General features: G+C 51.6%; 16 protein-coding genes and 1 pseudogene. 7 read left to right on the forward strand and 10 right to left on the reverse strand.

Annotated elements, in window-relative coordinates; translation table 11 throughout:
• Positions 1-232 precede the first annotated feature (232 nt).
• The gene (locus tag ACF8YQ_RS14880) at positions 233-1,399 is read right to left on the reverse strand and encodes an alkene reductase (RefSeq protein ID WP_396621850.1); all 1,167 of its coding nucleotides are present in this window, start codon (positions 1,397-1,399) and stop codon (positions 233-235) included.
• Between the two features lie 58 nt (positions 1,400-1,457).
• The gene (locus ACF8YQ_RS14885; protein WP_206856389.1) at positions 1,458-2,960 is read right to left on the reverse strand and encodes an aldehyde dehydrogenase family protein; all 1,503 of its coding nucleotides are present in this window, start codon (positions 2,958-2,960) and stop codon (positions 1,458-1,460) included.
• A 156-nt stretch (positions 2,961-3,116) separates the two neighbouring features.
• Here ACF8YQ_RS14885 and ACF8YQ_RS14890 point away from each other — a divergent pair, with 156 nt between their 5' ends.
• The gene (locus ACF8YQ_RS14890; RefSeq protein WP_206856391.1) at positions 3,117-4,013 is read left to right on the forward strand and encodes a LysR family transcriptional regulator; all 897 of its coding nucleotides are present in this window, start codon (positions 3,117-3,119) and stop codon (positions 4,011-4,013) included.
• 118 nt (positions 4,014-4,131) lie between these two features.
• On the opposite strand, the gene ACF8YQ_RS14895 is transcribed toward ACF8YQ_RS14890, so the two are convergent.
• Positions 4,132-5,145, reverse strand: a complete 1,014-nt coding sequence (locus tag ACF8YQ_RS14895) for an NAD(P)-dependent alcohol dehydrogenase (RefSeq protein WP_206856395.1) — start codon at positions 5,143-5,145, stop codon at positions 4,132-4,134.
• A 54-nt stretch (positions 5,146-5,199) separates the two neighbouring features.
• Entirely contained in the window at positions 5,200-5,796 is a 597-nt protein-coding gene (locus tag ACF8YQ_RS14900; RefSeq protein ID WP_110651750.1) for a TetR/AcrR family transcriptional regulator, read from the reverse strand.
• Between the two features lie 231 nt (positions 5,797-6,027).
• Here ACF8YQ_RS14900 and ACF8YQ_RS14905 point away from each other — a divergent pair, with 231 nt between their 5' ends.
• Entirely contained in the window at positions 6,028-6,651 is a 624-nt protein-coding gene (locus ACF8YQ_RS14905) for a glutathione S-transferase (protein ID WP_224851315.1), read from the forward strand.
• A 125-nt stretch (positions 6,652-6,776) separates the two neighbouring features.
• Here the strand turns inward: ACF8YQ_RS14905 and ACF8YQ_RS14910 are convergent, their stop codons facing one another.
• The 3 genes from ACF8YQ_RS14910 to ACF8YQ_RS14920 all read right to left on the reverse strand — a co-directional run bounded on the left by ACF8YQ_RS14910 (position 6,777) and on the right by ACF8YQ_RS14920 (position 9,249).
• Positions 6,777-7,730 (reverse strand): LysR family transcriptional regulator, encoded by a 954-nt coding sequence (locus ACF8YQ_RS14910; protein WP_206853203.1) that lies wholly within the window; start codon positions 7,728-7,730, stop codon positions 6,777-6,779.
• A gap of 55 nt (positions 7,731-7,785) precedes the next feature.
• Positions 7,786-8,109, reverse strand: coding sequence for a thioredoxin (trxA, locus tag ACF8YQ_RS14915; protein WP_224851316.1), 324 nt, complete (start codon positions 8,107-8,109; stop codon positions 7,786-7,788).
• Positions 8,110-8,223: 114 nt separating this feature from the next.
• Positions 8,224-9,249 carry a lipid A deacylase LpxR family protein gene (locus ACF8YQ_RS14920; protein WP_206853205.1) on the reverse strand — a complete coding sequence of 342 codons (1,026 nt, stop codon included), beginning with the start codon at positions 9,247-9,249 and terminating at the stop codon, positions 8,224-8,226.
• Positions 9,250-9,538: 289 nt separating this feature from the next.
• Between ACF8YQ_RS14920 and ACF8YQ_RS14925 the strand changes: the two genes are divergently transcribed.
• Both ACF8YQ_RS14925 and ACF8YQ_RS14930 read left to right on the forward strand, forming a co-directional pair.
• Positions 9,539-9,790 (forward strand): hypothetical protein, encoded by a 252-nt coding sequence (locus ACF8YQ_RS14925; RefSeq protein WP_206853207.1) that lies wholly within the window; start codon positions 9,539-9,541, stop codon positions 9,788-9,790.
• Positions 9,791-9,983: 193 nt separating this feature from the next.
• On the forward strand, positions 9,984-10,247 hold the full coding sequence (locus tag ACF8YQ_RS14930; RefSeq protein ID WP_328798077.1) for a tyrosine-type recombinase/integrase: 264 nt from the start codon (positions 9,984-9,986) through the stop codon (positions 10,245-10,247).
• 607 nt (positions 10,248-10,854) lie between these two features.
• Here the strand turns inward: ACF8YQ_RS14930 and ACF8YQ_RS14935 are convergent.
• The 3 genes from ACF8YQ_RS14935 to ACF8YQ_RS14945 form a co-directional block, all read right to left on the reverse strand.
• Positions 10,855-11,397: a hypothetical protein gene (locus tag ACF8YQ_RS14935; RefSeq protein WP_224851318.1), complete on the reverse strand. Its 543-nt coding sequence runs from the start codon at positions 11,395-11,397 to the stop codon at positions 10,855-10,857.
• 79 nt (positions 11,398-11,476) lie between these two features.
• Positions 11,477-12,025 (reverse strand): hypothetical protein, encoded by a 549-nt coding sequence (locus tag ACF8YQ_RS14940; RefSeq protein WP_396621851.1) that lies wholly within the window; start codon positions 12,023-12,025, stop codon positions 11,477-11,479.
• The gene (locus tag ACF8YQ_RS14945; RefSeq protein WP_396621852.1) at positions 12,025-14,223 is read right to left on the reverse strand and encodes a hypothetical protein; all 2,199 of its coding nucleotides are present in this window, start codon (positions 14,221-14,223) and stop codon (positions 12,025-12,027) included. The genes ACF8YQ_RS14940 and ACF8YQ_RS14945 overlap by 1 nt, the downstream gene beginning before the upstream one ends.
• A 261-nt stretch (positions 14,224-14,484) precedes the next feature.
• On the opposite strand from ACF8YQ_RS14945, the pseudogene ACF8YQ_RS14950 reads away from it, so the two are divergent.
• The 3 genes and pseudogenes from ACF8YQ_RS14950 to ACF8YQ_RS14960 form a co-directional block, all read left to right on the forward strand.
• Positions 14,485-14,826: pseudogene (locus ACF8YQ_RS14950) on the forward strand (type I restriction enzyme HsdR N-terminal domain-containing protein); the annotation flags it as partial.
• Positions 14,827-15,140: 314 nt separating this feature from the next.
• Entirely contained in the window at positions 15,141-15,425 is a 285-nt protein-coding gene (locus ACF8YQ_RS14955; protein ID WP_396621853.1) for a type II toxin-antitoxin system HigB family toxin, read from the forward strand.
• Between the two features lie 12 nt (positions 15,426-15,437).
• Positions 15,438-16,637 carry an ImmA/IrrE family metallo-endopeptidase gene (locus tag ACF8YQ_RS14960; protein WP_396621854.1) on the forward strand — a complete coding sequence of 400 codons (1,200 nt, stop codon included), beginning with the start codon at positions 15,438-15,440 and terminating at the stop codon, positions 16,635-16,637.
• Positions 16,638-16,825 lie beyond the last annotated feature (188 nt).

Consider the following 16,825-nt stretch of genomic DNA (forward strand, 5'->3'; position numbering starts at 1 on the left):
CAACGATGCAGCAGATGAGAGGCTAAAATTCAAACTATTGAACGTGCCGATCTACTATTGTTGATTGATTATCAAGGAATGATTTTCATATGAATAATTACTGCGCTATATGCCTACCATCACCTGAAATGATGAATTTTGCTGAAAGTATGATTTCGCCCTCTTCGTACATCGAGACTTAAAACAACCAAATCCCCTTCCGATTCGGAAGAGGATTTGCGTGGGACATTGTTTAAAGCTGTTCAGTAACCCTTTCTCTGGAGAGGGAATCGGAATGGGACTCAACAGTCGGATAGTCGGTATATCCTTTATCAGTTCCACCGTACATCGTTGTCGGATCTACATCGTTCCAGGGCAAGCCCTTCCGAATTCGATCAGGTAGATCAGGATTCGCTATGAACGGTTTACCAAAAGCGAACAGATCACCATAACCTGCCTCAAGCATGCGAATTGCTTTTTCAGGCGTGTAACGGCCAGCAAAAATCAAAACACCGCTGAACGCGTTTCGCAGAGCCACGCAGAAACTTTCCGGAAGCTCTGGTGCGTTGTCCCAATCCGCTTCGGCAATAGAGATATAGGCCACCCCCCGCTTCTCCAGAAGCTTTGCAGCCTCCAGATAAGTTTCATGCGGGTCTGATTCAACCAGCCCCAGATATACTCGTTCCTCCTCGGTACTCTCGAACAATGGAGCAAAACGCACCCCAAGGCGCTCCGCGCCTACCTCTGCAGAAATAGCAGACACGATTTCCTCAAGAAACCGGAGTCTGTTTTTCAGGCTTCCGCCGTACTGGTCGGTCCGGTGATTCGAATGCTCCGAGATAAACTGATTGACCAGATAGCCATTAGCACTATGAATTTCTACCCCATCAAAACCGGCCTCAACAGCGTTACGAGCTGCACGCGCATACATAGCAACTAATTCCTGCACCTCCGCCGTGGTTAACTCACGAGGCTCGTCAGGATCTGCCAACGCGCCCGTCCCAGGCCCTGTTTCAACAAAAACTTTTACGCCTTCGGCGCGAATCGCGGATGGGGCAACAGGAGCCTGCCCATCAGGCTGCAGCGAACGATGGGAAACCCGTCCTACGTGCCACAATTGACAAAAAATTGTGCCACCCTGACTATGAACAGCGCGGGTCACTTTTTTCCAGCCCTCGATCTGTTCTGCGGTAAAGATACCTGGAGTCCAGGCATAGCCTTGACCTCGCGGCTCAATCTGCACGCCTTCGGTTACCATAAAACCGGCTGTGGCTCGCTGAGCGTAGTAGGTGGCCATGAGATCATTTGGAATGTTTCCGGGCTGCGTACTTCTTGATCGCGTCAAAGGGGGCAAAACAATACGATTTTTCAGATTTAAACGGCCCAATTTCACCGACTCAAAAAGAGAACTTACATTCATCACTTTAATTCCTCTCAGGTATGTTTCTAATGTTGCTTTAGGGTCTCTCTAAAAGCCCCTAGAACAGGCCGTACGTGGACTCATTCAAACTGATGATTATGTTTTTCTTCTCGGTGTAGCTATCGAGCATCATCTTGTGAGTTTCGCGGCCAATACCAGATTTTTTATATCCACCAAAGGGTGCGTGCGCGGGCAATTCGTGATAAGTGTTGACCCACATCCGTCCAGTTTTAATTGCACGAGCTACTCGCAGGGCCCGATTGATGTCCTGAGTCCAGACGGCCCCGGCCAAGCCATAATCGGATTCATTCGCCAACGCGATAACATCAGCTTCATCCTCAAATGGCATAACCACCAACACTGGGCCGAAAATCTCTTCCTGAGCCACTGACATATCGTTTGATACATCCGTAATGATGGTCGGCGCGATAAAACTTCCGCGGCCCAGCGCCCCACCGGTCAAGCGCTTTCCACCGGTAAGAACATTGAGGCCTTCCTGCGACGCCAGGTCGACATACCCCAGAATCCTCGCCATCTGCTGTTCACTGACCTGGCTTCCCATTTGGGTTTGAGGATCCAAAGGATCTCCTACTCTGATTTGTTCAAAACGCTCTTTTAGCGCTCCAATGAATTTTTCAAAGATGGAGTGATGAACGAATAAACGGGCCCCGGCCTCACAGACCTCTCCCTGATTGAGAAGAATAGAGAGAGCAGCTCCTTCCAGGGCTTTCTCCAGGTTGGCATCGGGAAACACGATGTTGGCTGATTTACCGCCCAACTCCAGAGTGGCCGGGATCAGCTTTTCTGCCGCAGCCTTCGCCACGCGGTACCCAACCGCCGTCGATCCCGTAAAAGCAAGTTTATCCACGTCTGGGTGATCAAGAAGAGCTTGTCCCGCTTCTGCACCCTGACCGGTAACAATATTTACGACTCCTGGTGGCAGTACATCATTGAGAATTTCACCCAATGTAAGAAGGGTTATAGACGTCATCTCGGATGGCTTGATGACAACAGTATTGCCAGCTGCAAGCGCGGGCGCTAATTTCCAGGCTGCCATCAATAGCGGAAAATTCCAGGGAATGATTTGGCCAACCACACCAACAGGTTCATTTAACACCAGGCTCAATGTGTTGTTATCGAGCTGCACAGCTTCATCGCTGTGAGAACGAATCACACCGGCAAAATACCGAAAATGATCAATCGCCAGGGGGACGTCAATCTGTCTGGTTTCTCGGACCGGCTTGCCATTGTCAAGCGTCTCAAGGATTGCAAACTCTTCTGCTCGCGCTTCGAGTCTGCTCGCAATTGCAAGCAACGCCTGTTGACGCTCCTGGGGAGATGTTTGACCCCAAACAGCCAGCGCTTTACGCGCTGATTTCACTGCAGCATCAACATCTTCTTTGTTGGCCATCGGTATGTTGGTCAACACGGCACCTGTAGCCGGGTTAATCGAAGGAGAAGAACGTCCAGACAGACTTGTCACCCATCGCCCGTCAATGAACATCTTATAGTCGGTCTTTATTGACCGTTGAACTAGTTCGCTATCAGTACTATGACTCATGAAATGCTCTCACCTTATCGCTGCATAGGATCAACGCGTCACCCACAACAGACCGATGTCTAGATTCCAGGCCGCTGGGTGGCGAGTCATGACAAGAGCATGCTATGCGGATAAAATAACAAATAGAAACAGTATTTGTTGGTTAGAGATACAATTATGAGTGATATTAGCCGAGTCGACCTGAAGCAGCTGCGAGTGTTCAAAATTCTGTTAAAAGAGAGGAGTGTCACACGAGCCGCGAGTCAGATGGGCATGACCCAACAAGCCGTCAGCGCTCAGCTCAGCAAACTCAGAGATGCCTTTCAGGATCGACTGTTCATACGATCCGGACAAGGGGTCATACCCACGCCACTTGCTGAACAGCTAGAACCACGAGTTAACGCTGTTTTCGAGAGTATTGATCGTTTGATGGCGCCTGACGACTTCAATCCGACCACTGTGGAAGCGACCTACGTGATCTCAGCGACGGATTACGCTGTAGCGGTTGTATTGCCAAGACTGATGATGAAGTTACGAAAGCTGGCACCGGGATTGAAGTTAATCGTGCGAGATTTTGAAAGTGATCGACTCTATGCGTTACTGGCATCGGGAGACGTGGACCTCGCGCTGACTTTTCCGGCATTTGTTCCTGAAAGCTGTCAGACACAATGGCTTTTTTCAGAGCACCATGTCTGCGTAACCCGAAAGGATTCTCCCTTGCTCGCCCGACCACTTACGATAGGCGACGTTGCCGGACTGCCCCAACTCATTGTCTCTCCGACACGAGCCAACCTGATCGGCTCAGCCGATGAGTGGTTTGCCAGTAATGGCTATAAACGCAATGTCGTTATGTCTGTCCCAAGCTTCTCTGCCGCACCGGTTTGCGTGGCATCAACCGACTGCATCGCATTCCTACCATCACGCATTTTGCCAAACCCACTGGTGAAAGAGATCGAGCTCGACCAATCGCCTCCGTGTTTCGATGTGATCGCAGCCTGGCATTCTCGTTCCAGTCAGGATCCGCTGCACAGTTGGATACTGACCCTTCTTCAGCAAGAGTTTCCGAATATCTAGACCAAAAAAAGCCGCCTCAACACCAGTGTGCTGGACGGCAAAGAGACAACGCTTCACATTGCCTAATGCTAACCGAGCCTCGGACGCAACATCACCCGATTAGCCATCACGACAGCTCTCACCACTCAACAACGATCTTGCCAAAATGACCGCCACTTTGTTGAACGGCAAATGCCTCCGCTAATTGGTCCAGACGAAAGCTTTGATCTATCACCGGGCGCAGATCATTTTGCTGAAGAGCCGCAATATAGTCCTGTTGTTGCCGCCGATTACCGACAATCAAACCCTGAAGCCGGGCCTGCTTCGCCATGAGCAGCCCCGTAGGAACCTGACCCTCACGACCGGTTAGAACACCTATAAGGGCTATGTGGCCGCCTACACAAACCGCCTGAAAAGACTGACTGAGAGTACCAGGCCCTCCTACTTCAACAACATGGTCAACGCCTCGACCCTCGGTTAATGAGAGAACCTCATGCCCCCAATCCGGACAACGTCGATAGTTAATGGTTTGATCCGCTCCGAGCTTTCTAGCCCTTGCGAGCTTTGCATCTGACGAAGAGGTCACAATGACCCTGGCCCCCATTGCTTTGGCAATTTGCAGAGCTGCGATTGAGACCCCGCCGGTTCCCAGCACCAAAACACTTTGCCCAGCCTTCAAGTTGCCCTCTACAACCAAAGCGCGCCACGCTGTTAATCCCGCAGTAGTGATAGTCGCCGCTTCCGCATGACTCCACCCAGTAGGAGCGTGAGTAAAATCAGTGGCTGCGCGAACCGCGTACTCTGCAGCAAAGCCATCGACGCCATCGCCCGGGGTTTCTGCAAAATTTCCAACTCTGTCGTAGGCTTGCCCGTCCTGCCACTGAGGGAAAAAACCGGAAACAACATGATCACCTATCTGGAACTCTGTGACGCCTTCACCGACAGCCTCAACAACGCCGGCCCCGTCTGACATTAAAACCCGACCGTCTTCCGTCGGGATACTACCATTCGCCACCAACAGGTCATGGTAATTCAGAGAGGTGGCACGTATTGCAACCCGTATCTGCCCCGGTCCCGGCTGCCCCGGGTCTGGAGTGTCTCTTACCTCCAGCGAATCAAGCCCACCTGGAGCACGAAGAGTTACCGTTTTCATAGCATTTCCTCCAAAAATAAGTAGACCGGTCGTATAGTTTCAGTTCAAAAAAAGTCAGGTTTGGCCCAGTAACACCTTGGTCGCTTCCAAAGCGGACTCCATCGGCTCCCGGTCACGGGTGATCTTGCCACGCAGACTGGCGCCTAACCAAAGCTGATAAAGAGTAGTAGCCGTTCCTCTGGGGTTAAGTGTGGCTGGCAGAGACCCATCCGAGATTCCTTCCTCGACGGTTTGCGCCAGTCTGGCAATAACCCGGCCAGTCTCTCTGGCTAATACGTTGCGCATGGCTTCCGATAAATCGCAAACTTCGGCTGCAAGCTTAACCGTTAAACACTTGCCTTTGGGGTCACACGTGGATTGCGTTTCTAACCAGGATTCCCAATAACTCAGAAGACGCTCAGCCCCCGACATGCCGGGGCGGGACAACAACGAATCCAGGGAACTCTGGTATTCAGAAAAATAGCTTTTCAGTAGCTCCTCACCAAAAGCCTCTTTAGACCCAAAGTAGTGATAGAAAGACCCTTTGGGAACACCAGAGGCTTTCAAAATTTCATTTAATCCGACAGCACTGAAGCCCTTACCACTGATGATGACTTCTGCCGTTTTAAGAACGTGCTTTCGCACATCGTGAGAAACTGTTTTTGATTCCATGGGGCGATTTTAGGCCGCACTAGACCAATTGTCTAGTTGTCAATAGGTCACACTTCACCAAGAGCCAGTTACTCTATCCAGCCTCTTTACCGCGACCCTGAATGGTCGCCTCTGAACTCAGCATTTGCCAGAATTAGACCAGTCGTCTATAGTGCAAAACATTAAGACATTTCACGCCCAGCCTCCGTAACTAGTGAAGCAATCTGGATACACCATAAACGGAAGGAAACTATGATTATTGTTCATCATCTAAATGACTCACGCTCGCAGAGGATTCTCTGGCTGCTCGAAGAGCTGGGCCTCGAATACGATATTAAACGCTACAAAAGAGACCCTGATACCCACTTGGCACCACAGGAATTATTCCAGATCCACGCATTGGGCAAATCTCCCGTCATTGAAGACCGGCAAACCATCATCCATGAATCTGGTGCGATTATTGACTACCTCCTCCGGCACTATGACGGGGCTAATCTGCAGCCGCCCCGCACCACCAAGGAATATGATCAATACGTGCAATGGCTGCACTATGCCGAAGGATCAGCAATGCTTCCGTTGCTCCTGAAAATTTACGTTGATCCTCTTGGCAACAATGGCGCCCCCCTACACCCGCGGATCAATAGCGAGTTGGACAACCATCTGGGCTTTATCGAAAACTCACTGAAAGGACAAAGCTATCTGGTGAACGATACGTTTAGTGCCGCCGACATTCAGATGAGCTTTATTGGTGAAGTTGCCAAGTCGTTTCAATTACTGAGCCAGCGCCCCAATCTGCAAGCCTGGCTTGAACGACTTCACTCCAGACCTGCTTATCAATCGGCTATTGCCAGGGGCGGCGTGTACAAGTTGGCGTAATGTTCTGATGCCTCGAGCACAAACGTTATTCCCGTTACCAGTTGAGAAAGGGCGGTCTTAAGGACCGCCCTGATCAATCAAACAGTCTTCCGGCAAACATGGCTCTGATCGATAGAATGCTTTGACTATGCAATCGCTTTGGAGGTGAGGCGACTGCATGGGGACTTGGTCATGATGTCATGCCAGCGCTCTTGAAGAAGCCTTTCAACGTGTGTTCGCAACCAGACAATACCGGGATCACGATCGTGCCGAGCATGCCAGATTAGATACAGGCTGGTGGGATCGACGCTGAAAGGAAGCTCACCCATCCACAACCCGTTCACAAAACCGCAATCCTGACTGATCAACTCGGGTACTGCCGCAATCAAGTCTGACGCTCGCAATATCTTCGGTACAATCGAAAAATGGTTTACCGTCGATGCTATACGCCTGCTATGTCCCTTCTGATCCAGATAACTATCGACGAACCCGTGCGCATCCCCAGACATTGTTACAAGCAGGTGACGGGCACTCAGAAACTCATCCATGGTAATGGGTCTTCCGGCAAGCGGGTGGTCTGCACGCATAGCGAGCAAATACCCACCTTCGAATAACCAAGTACTCCGTAGACTATGGTCGTGCTGAGTGAGAACACCTACAGCGAGATCAACATGAGCCTCCCTGAGATCATGGTGCGTTCCCTCCGGCGTGTACGGAACGGCATGGACGTCCACTGCCGGCGCCTCACGCTCAAGCAGTTTAATCAACTGAGGCCAGACCAACTCCACGAACATATCGGTTACTGCAATTCGAAACCTGCGTTTCGATGTTCCTGGATCAAACTGTGTCGCACTGACCGCGTTGGTGAGAGCAAACAAAGGATCACTAACCTGATCCCAGAGACTCAAGGCATAGGAGGTTGGCTCGATGTTCCTGCCCTTGCGTACAAATAACGGATCATTCCAAATCTGACGCATTCTGGAAATTGCATTGGACACTGCCGGCTGTGTCATCGCGAGACGATCGGCCGCGCGAGTCACTGAACGCTCTGTCATGATGGCATCGAACACGTACAACAGTTGAAGTTCTTGGGTTTTCATCAGACTTTTCCCGAGATGCAAAAAGCCTCCCAAGCAGGAGGCTTGTGCTATGCACTTATAAGTTACCTTTAACAAAGGCTCTCAATTCACTCAAACTTCCGGCACCTGTTTTCTGTGCAATCACACCGCCCTCATTAAAAAGAGCAAGAGTCGGAATGCTCCGAATACGCATCTTGGCAGCAATCTCCGGACTCTCGTCCACGTTCACTTTGACGATGGTTAACTGATCGCCCAGCTCATCAGCAATTTCCTTCAGCATCGGCGTAACTGTTTTGCAGGGGCCGCACCACGGGGCCCAAAAATCCACCAAGACTGGCCGATCACTCTGGACCACGGATTGCTTAAAGTTCACGTCTGTTACGTGAATAATTTGACTCATTAGATAATCTCCTTGTTGGAAGCGTCTGATCGTAAGAATGTGAGCTTGGAACAATAAAAACTAATTGCGGGGCCATATAGATCCTATTTCTCAGGATGATGAGTGCCTTAACGCTTACAGGCGTTTACTAAAGACCAGGCCGCCCCAAGCGAGCGTGCGGTTCCCGGTACCGCTCTTAATCTCGGAGCTCTGCACTCGCAGTACGTAACTCAACTCTATACCAGCCAGGAAACCGTGGGTATAACCAGCCCAGACCTCTGCCAAAAGAATGTTCAAATCATCGGCATTCAGCTCATGCTCCGAATCCCGAAACTGTCCCTGCAAGAACGCGTTATAGGCGCGAGCTTTGACTGACATTCCGCCCCAAAAATAATTCTCCCGTCCACCAGGTACCGACACCCCAGGTGCGCGCTCACCGTAAGCCATCAATTCGGGGTTAAACCGGTTATCGGGTGATGAGATCAGACCGCCCCTGAAAACCAGGGCCGCGCCGAATTCAGTGAGGTACCCGGCTGAACCGAAATACGTCACTTTGAACTGCTGATTCGGCTGACTCGCATCCAGGTATTGATGGTATGCAGCGGAATACCGGAAAGTCAGCTCTCCGCCGTTGGAAATCTGGTGGCCCCAACCATTAGCACGGTCGCTACCGACGACCTTGTGAACCGCATTCTGGCCGGATTTGAAAATATCCAGCCCCAGCACGCCTACGGTCATCGATGTTGTCCAGCCCGATTTTGCGCTCAGTGCCTGATAGCTCTGGCTCGACGACAGGTAAACAAGACTGCTGTACGGGCGATCGTTCCGGTCAATGGCCGACTCTTTGATCTCCTCGGGCGTGAAGCCATAAACCCCAAACTCGAGCGCCGCGCTTTTTGGCTTTTCACCCTTGCCCCCCAGGTATGGCAGGACATACCCGTCCAGCCCCTGACTGAAACTCGAAACCGGGTTGTTTACGAATGCCTCTGAATTCGAGGAATAGGTAATGGCCACGCCAGCAGTGTAATCCCGATCTGTCTGCGCTGGAGCGAAGAGATCGTTATCCGTAGACAAAGCCATCACCGAGTCTGAGGACTCGGCATGCGCGGTAAATGCCAGCAGGGAGACCAAGAGCATCGGTACTAGAAAACGAGAATTCATAGCCAACTCCGAAAAGTGTGTCGGTAAAGTTGGCGCTATTTTTCGATTGACTGGCGCTGAGGACTAATCAAGCGTCGGTATTCAAAACATCATCGATACTTATGGGTAAGTAGTTTTGCGTGCATTTTTGAGCTGATCTAGCTGTGCCCATCACCCAAATTGATGTATTGCATACCGTTTGGGAATTATTCGTTGTCTCTCTTCAACTCCATACTTCGCTCCATCTGATATCGGGTCCTTTGGCGACTCCGGTATGAGCATCAACCTATCGAACTTTGGAGATAACGTTATGCGTAAATTTGTATCGATCACCCTGGCTTCACTTTTTGCCGCCGCCGCCCTGCCCGCTAACGCCACCTTGGCAGACCGTAAATCCGATGAGCCCCGCTCCGAGCCGGCTCAGCCGGCTCCTTATAGTGGCCAAACCGTAATTCGCGGTGAAATCCAGGATCGGGTTGCAAAGAGTGGCTTCTCTGAGCTATCCCCGTACAGCGGCCAGATAGTTATACGTGGCGAAGTACGCTCCGAAAGCCACGGCTGAACATAAAGAGTTTCATTTGCGTCTTGGCACCAGGGACGGTGCGTTTTTGGATCGATTTGCTTGGAATCTGCGGTTCTTCTCTTCAAGACCCAAGCGGTATTGAAGATAGAGGCACTGCTCGGTCACGAAAAACTCTGACTGGCCATATCTATTCCCATCTTAAACACAACGCGTTATCCCAATTGCAGGCTATGTGTGCCGATATCACCTTCATCATTCGACATACGCGCGGCAATTAAGGCAGGCCGTGAAAGGGAGCGGAATTACCAAACCGGTTACGGCTCATTCTTTTCGCCACGCTTTAACCACCGAGCTGCTGAAATCGGGAAGTGATATCCGAACGGTCCAGGAAATCCTCGGCCACGGCGATATTCGGACGACTGAAAGCCACACCCACATTATTGGCGATCGAAGAGCTGGTACAGCTAGTCCACTTGATCGTTTGCCGGGTTCTTGAGAAATGACCAAGCGTCCAACCAGTGCAGAAAGAGCCGAGGATATCTGAGGCGATCCGAATGTTCGCTTTTGTTTAATTATCGAGCACTCGCATCTGCGGTCATCGTCATCTGGCGAGTATATTTACCCTTCCCGACCTTGCGATCAATGTATTCACACGGTCAAATGAGCAGCGCCGGCGGCTCAAGCAAAGACCGATATGACGCCTCAGTTGAAGTGGAGGCGGATGTAGTTCATTTTCGGTTCGGTTGCGGCCGAACGTGAATAGCAACACGCCCGCTAGCGCAAGCCTTTTTGCCTGCAACCAGCCCTCTCATAGCGTACAGTTTGCCACCATGAGTTCACCAACCAGAAATAGATGCCCTTGACCTGCCCCCGGGCTTTTGATGACATCGCAATTGCCGGGTTCAAAAAGCGGCTGTTCGCCCCCAGATCCGAGAAGCATGAAACCAGTCGCCCGATAGTCACGACAAAATCACGACAATTGCTCGGGGCCCCCCGTCATTACTGGGGTGAGAGTGCCGCCTCCGGGCACCATGAATTCAATGACTTAGCCCGCCTTGTGCGGGCTTTGTTGTTTCTGGTGTCCACGAAGTGTCCACCCTTTTCTAGAACTCACCTTTCTCATGCCGTTCCGCGATATCTTTGAAGACATCCAGCAAGCCTTGCTCAAACAACCACGGATCACCCATTTTGAACATCTGACACCAGTTGTCGTCGGGTCCCAAAGACGTATGCTCAAAGCGATTAAGGTTATCTAACGAGTAACCAGGAATCGACTTAGGGATACTACCGTACTGAGCCCCCCGGGTAACGCCCAGGATTTCCCCGCCAACCTTCTCCTCAATGGTAATCTCACCTCGAGGTACCGCATTCGGATGCCCTGGCTCCAGAAAGAAACGAGAAATAGTCGTTACAAACCAGCGAGCGACTTCAATAGGATACTCATATTGTTCGGTAATAAACCTGCCCGGTTTGCCTCCATACTGAATCCATTCCTTGCTGACTAACAGCAAATATCCATCCGACACAAAGAAATCCCAGGGAATACTATTCCGATCTTTATCTTCGTGATGAGCCACTTTTACATAGCCCTCCGGAGGACTGTCAGGGTCTATGATCGGCCACTCAGGCAACTTAGGATATGCCATTCTTAAGCCTCATACTGCATCCGTTTAAAGCGGCGAATTCGACCCATGATAAATCGCCACACTGCCGATCAGCCGCTTATCAAAACTCGCCCCGTTCGTGACGCTCGGCGATATCTTTGAATACGTCTAGCAAACCGTGCTCAAACAACCACGGATCACCCATTTTGAACATCTGGCACCAGTTTGTACTGGGGCCGAAAGAGGTGTGCTCAAAACGATTCAGGTTATCCAATGAATATCCTGGTATACCCTTCAATACGCTGCCATATTGCGCACCTCGGGTAACACCCAGCCTTTCCCCGTCAACGTCTTCCTCTATTGTGATTGCGCCACGGGGAACGGCATTTGGATGATCTGGCTCCAAGAAAAAACGGTCCAGAGTTTCCAGAAACCAGCGAGCAGCTCCGATGGGATACTCATATTGGCCTGAAACAAACTCTCCCGGATCATTTTCGTCAAATTGAACCCATTTTTTCCTAACAATAAGCAAATGGTTACCCGACACATAGAAGTGCCACGGGGCCGACGTTAATTCTGGGTCCATTACACATGCTACTTCCAGGTATTCACTTGGAGGATTGTTTGGGTCGATAATTGGCCACTCAGGTAGTTTCGGATGCGCCATCATTAAGCTCCAAAGTTAATCGGTTCAAGGTCCACCAGCTCCACCCACTGAGTGCCGCCGTCCATACCGGTCATCTGACGGAAGGTTTTAGGACTCTTGTGTAGACTGAATGCCTCAACGGCGCCATACACCGGCTGGTCTACAGTAGAGCTGATCGTTTTGGTCAGTCCATTACCGGTATAGTGTTCATTGGCCCCCGTGTTGCTCTGAATGCTAAAGCGTGTGTCGAAGGCTTTACCTTCCTCTGCATTAAGTCCTTTTCGCCTCAAGTACCTTGCCCTGCCCAAGGGATCACTCCAAGCGTCTTCCGGCATCTCTTTGATCAGCGCCTCATACTCCCGCGAATATTCCGGCGTCATAACCTCCTTCGTCAAAGCAGGATTTTCAACTTTTCCCGGCAACTTTTCCTCAACAAACTTCGTGAGATTTCCGTATGTGGGAACAATCGTCTCAGCATCCGCATACTTAACCGCGTCCGCCTGATCAATGATGGCCAGCTTGTACTTGGCATCTGGCTTGTAATTCACACCCATCGCTTCAGTGATCAATTTGGGATCTGTATCCAGGTGAGCTATCTGATCAAAACTCGTTGACCAGACCTGCACACCGGCCGGACCTTCCTTACCCAAGGTTCCGTTGTGGGGGCCATTTCGATGCACATGGGGCTCTTCTACCAAGCGGACAATGAACTTCTCGTCTGCAAAACCCTCTTGAGCGATGTGATGCAGTTGTTCCTGCGTGTACTTGGGCGACGGGGCCTTGCCATTGGCGATGATGGAATTTCGCGCATCAGCTAAAAGCTTCTTTGCCTCGCCAAAGGACCTGGGCAGCACTTTCCCTGGTCTAGTGCTTAGCTGGACGGGATCGGGGTCCACGCCCTTTGGACGAGGTGATGCTTCAGCCTCAAAACGTTTTTTCCTGTTCAGGTCGAAATCGCGCCAGATCTTGCGCAACCCCTGGAGTTTAAGGGCCTCGGCAAATCGCCCGAATGCCGGCCCGAGCCCGGCCAGAATCCGAGCATGGCGAATACGGCTGGATGCCTGCGCTGCATTACCCGCTCCCAATGTGGTTGCCGCCAGCAAACCAGCCAATACCAGCTCAAACGCTATCGCTCCGCCAATGTAGGCATACTCAGTGTGATGTTGAATGGCGGCATAATCGGTTACAAAGTCTTTCAGAGCAGCGCTTAGCTGAGCATCCGTCATAACCAGACTGGCCAACTCATAGGCTTTTGCAATGTCTTCCCGGCTGATGTCGGAGGGCGAGAACCCAATTGCTCGCACCCAACGCTCCCGACGCTTGTCGTCATACAAGCTGTTGAAGCTTTCGTACCAGCTATTGGCTCCGTTACCTTGATTTGCAGACCATGCCGATTTGAGCCCATCCATCAGCGCTTTGGTTGGATGCGCCAAATCACTAACGCCAACCACAAAATCAAACAGACCAATCCCTGCATCATAAGCGCCCTGAAACACAGCTCCGGTGTTCACCAGAGCTTTTTCATAGCGAGGCATCTGCTGGTAGACCGTTTCCCGGGCCTCGGTGTCCTTCCTTTCCTGCTCCAGCAGGCGTTGCAGACCGGCTATGATTACCTTGCGTTCTTGCCGGACCATATCATCCGTAGCGCTTGAGCCCAGCCTGACAGTTGCAAACCGGCCATTCAGCCCTTCCACCGAAGCAGCACCTCGATGGTCCAGAACTCCAGTCACGCTCTCGAGGTCCGTACCCACCTCAAAAGGTAGGTTCGCTACACCGGTGCCATCGGGCCAACGATACTCAATGGTCAGGCTGTAGGGGCCTTGGCCTGGCACGGGCTCCGCGACCGGCTCCGGTATAAGCGGATAGTCTTGAGTGGCTGGCGCATGCAGGGAATCGGATCGGACAGCAGGCCCGCCAATGGCTCCAGAGGGCCAGCGGTCTCGCAAACGGTTTGCCAGGGGTGCCGGCAAATCCGAGCGAAGGTGCTCTGGACTTGCTGTGCGGTCGGTGAAAATGCCAAAGGCTGCGCTATCCAGGCGGCCCAGAACCAGTTGGCCGCTTTGCAAGGCATCCAGTATTGCCTGGCGCTCACTGCTGGATGATTGCTCAAGGGCGCGATAGCCCCCATCCGGAGGTGGCTCTATGTGAGCGCCCTGGTAACCGCGTGAAAAATAGTCCTGTGCGATGGACACCGCGTCGGAAGGGTGTAGCAGCGACGGCAAAACCCTTTCGGTAAAGCCGTAGCCACCGGTAACGTATAACTGGTAGGACACAATTCCATTTCCTTGTCCGCTTATCTTTCCCTGTGCTCTCCTGAGCGCTAAGGAAAATACCTCTTGCGACTAAAGAAATGCAAGCGCCATGCGTGATCAACTACACAAACCTTCTGCAACCTAACAATATGGGCTAACCTAAAGCCACAAAACCACGCAAAACCACGCAAAACCAGATGGTTGCAATCAAGAAGTAACGGCGGCGAGCGCATGGACAAGAAAAAGCTCACAGAGCGGGACATCTGCACCAAGTACATCAACCCTGCCCTGCAGAATGCAGGCTGGGATATGCACAGCCAAGTGCGGGAAGAGGTCTCGTTCACCGCTGGCCGCATCATCGTGCGTGGCAGGCTGCACACCCGTGGCAAACGCCGCCGGGCGGATTACGTTCTCAGCTACAAGAAGAACATGCCCATTGCCATCATTGAGGCCAAGGACAACAACCACAGCCTTGGCGATGGCATGCAGCAGGCCCTGGCATACAGCGATGCACTGGATGCTCCCTTCGTGTTCAGCAGTAACGTTGACGGCTTCCCCATCTGCAGACGTTCCCGGCGCAATACTCGCAAAGGGCACTATCGAGAATGGATATAGGACTACCGGAGGACTGGCAAAGCTGGTGGTAACACGGGGAGGTAGAAAATAAGAACCCCCGCGTAAGTTCCTGTCGGAACCAAGAGGCAGGGGTCGTGTTAACCGAAAGGTTAAGGGGTGCACACTAATTAGGCAAGCGTTACCCCTGAGGAAATCAGAACCACGGCAAACAACCGAATGATTCGTCAACCAATCTGGTTTATATACCCATACGTTATTTCCCATTTTGGGAAATTTGAGTAAAATTCCCGAAAAAGGAACTTTCTTATCCCATGAAGGTCTTAGCCAGGAACAAGCTGACCGACTTTATGCGCAAACACGCTTCCTCACGCAAGGCCCTTGAAGCATGGTTTGCCGAAGCGGAGAGGAGTGATTGGCAAACGCCACAAGATATCAAGGATCGATTCTCCAGTGCCGACTTTCTCGCTGATAACCGGGTTATCTTCAATATCAAGGGCAACCATTTCCGGCTAGTTGTTAAGGTGCGCTATCAAAACGGTATCGTCGTGGTGGAGTGGGTTGGAACACATGCTGAATACAGCAAGAAAACATTTTGAGGGAACGGCATCATGGACCATCTGAAAATTATCAAAACTCCAGAAGAGCATGAGGCTGCTCTGGAGCGCCTTATGGCACTGATGGAGGCTGATCCAGAAGAGGGTTCCCGGGAAGCTGACGAACTTGAAGTGTTGGCGATGCTGATCGATCAGTATGAACAGCGCCAATTCCCCATTGACCTTCCCGACCCCGTATCAGCCATCCGTTTCCGTATGGAGCAGCAGGGGCTGAAGAACAAAGATCTCGTTCCCTTTATCGGTTCAGCCTCCAAAGTTAGCGAAGTATTGAATGGTGTCCGCCCCCTCAGCCTGAACATGATTCGCAGGCTGAGCCATGGTCTGGGCATACCGGCGGACATCCTGGTACAGGAGCCCGTTCAGGAAGCCGCAAGTGAGAGGGCAATCGACTGGCAAGCATTCCCCCTCGCGGAAATGCGTAAGCGCAGCTATTTTGAAGGCTTCGAGGACTCGCTACCGGAACTGAAAGAATATGCGGCGGAGTGGCTGACTCGTTTATTTAGAAGTGTCCGAGGTGGCTTTGACCTGGAACCGGCACTGCTGCGCACCACGGCACATCTGCGCACTAACGAAAAAGTCAGCGATCCCTATGCACTATGGGCGTGGCAGGCAAGGGTTTTGCAGAAGGCCGCAGAACGGCAGCTACCCTGCACATACGTTAAAGGCACGGTCACTCTGGAATGGATGCAGAATCTCAGCCGGCTCTCATGGTCTGACAAAGGGCCAGAACTCGCGCGAGAGTATCTTGAAAAGGCAGGCATTCACCTCGTTATTGAACCGCATTTACCCAAGACTTATCTTGACGGTGCCGTCTGCGTGGGCACCAATGACAGCCCAGTTATCGCGCTCACTCTCCGGCATGAAAGGCTCGATAATTTCTGGTTTACCCTGATGCACGAGCTTGCCCATGTGGCTTTGCATCTTGATGGCAGCGAGGCGTGGTTTATCGACAATCTGGATGCCGAGTCCGGGGATGACAAAGAACAGCAAGCCGACGCCCTCGCACAGCTAGCCTTACTTCCCGACAACATTGATTTTCGTGAGATTACTCTCGCAACCTCGGTCCGAAAGCTGGCAAGTGAGCTGAATATCTCTCCAGTCATTGTCGCAGGCAGAATCCGCCATGAGACAGGTAATCACCGGCTATTTGGAAGTGCTTTCAGAGAAAAAGTGACGATAAGGACAGACTATTAAAACTTGGGCATTGACCGCACCCTTTCGAAAACGCAGGCAATAAAAAAACCCCGCAGCAGCTTAACTGCAGAGCAGATCCACCGATTGGGGCCGTGTTGCGATAAATACTAAACACGAGGGGTGCATTACTCAAGTTTGGCTTACCAGATCACAACCTATCGACTGCCTCATCGCTCACCGCCTTCGCG

It is taken from the genome of Marinobacter sp. W-8, from assembly GCF_044342215.1.
GTDB classification, from domain to species: domain Bacteria; phylum Pseudomonadota; class Gammaproteobacteria; order Pseudomonadales; family Oleiphilaceae; genus Marinobacter; species Marinobacter nauticus.

Excerpts from the sequence above, each read along its gene's own strand:
- ACF8YQ_RS14880 (WP_396621850.1), bottom strand. The coding sequence starts at position 1,399 with ATGAATGTAAGTTCTCTTTTTGAGTCGGTGAAATTGGGCCGTTTAAAT.
- ACF8YQ_RS14885 (WP_206856389.1), bottom strand. The coding sequence starts at position 2,960 with ATGAGTCATAGTACTGATAGCGAACTAGTTCAACGGTCAATAAAGACC.
- ACF8YQ_RS14890 (WP_206856391.1), top strand. The coding sequence starts at position 3,117 with ATGAGTGATATTAGCCGAGTCGACCTGAAGCAGCTGCGAGTGTTCAAA.
- ACF8YQ_RS14895 (WP_206856395.1), bottom strand. The coding sequence starts at position 5,145 with ATGAAAACGGTAACTCTTCGTGCTCCAGGTGGGCTTGATTCGCTGGAG.
- ACF8YQ_RS14900 (WP_110651750.1), bottom strand. The coding sequence starts at position 5,796 with ATGGAATCAAAAACAGTTTCTCACGATGTGCGAAAGCACGTTCTTAAA.
- ACF8YQ_RS14905 (WP_224851315.1), top strand. The coding sequence starts at position 6,028 with ATGATTATTGTTCATCATCTAAATGACTCACGCTCGCAGAGGATTCTC.
- ACF8YQ_RS14910 (WP_206853203.1), bottom strand. The coding sequence starts at position 7,730 with ATGAAAACCCAAGAACTTCAACTGTTGTACGTGTTCGATGCCATCATG.
- trxA (WP_224851316.1), bottom strand. The coding sequence starts at position 8,109 with ATGAGTCAAATTATTCACGTAACAGACGTGAACTTTAAGCAATCCGTG.
- ACF8YQ_RS14920 (WP_206853205.1), bottom strand. The coding sequence starts at position 9,249 with ATGAATTCTCGTTTTCTAGTACCGATGCTCTTGGTCTCCCTGCTGGCA.
- ACF8YQ_RS14925 (WP_206853207.1), top strand. The coding sequence starts at position 9,539 with ATGCGTAAATTTGTATCGATCACCCTGGCTTCACTTTTTGCCGCCGCC.
- ACF8YQ_RS14935 (WP_224851318.1), bottom strand. The coding sequence starts at position 11,397 with ATGGCATATCCTAAGTTGCCTGAGTGGCCGATCATAGACCCTGACAGT.
- ACF8YQ_RS14940 (WP_396621851.1), bottom strand. The coding sequence starts at position 12,025 with ATGATGGCGCATCCGAAACTACCTGAGTGGCCAATTATCGACCCAAAC.
- ACF8YQ_RS14955 (WP_396621853.1), top strand. The coding sequence starts at position 15,141 with ATGAAGGTCTTAGCCAGGAACAAGCTGACCGACTTTATGCGCAAACAC.
- ACF8YQ_RS14960 (WP_396621854.1), top strand. The coding sequence starts at position 15,438 with ATGGACCATCTGAAAATTATCAAAACTCCAGAAGAGCATGAGGCTGCT.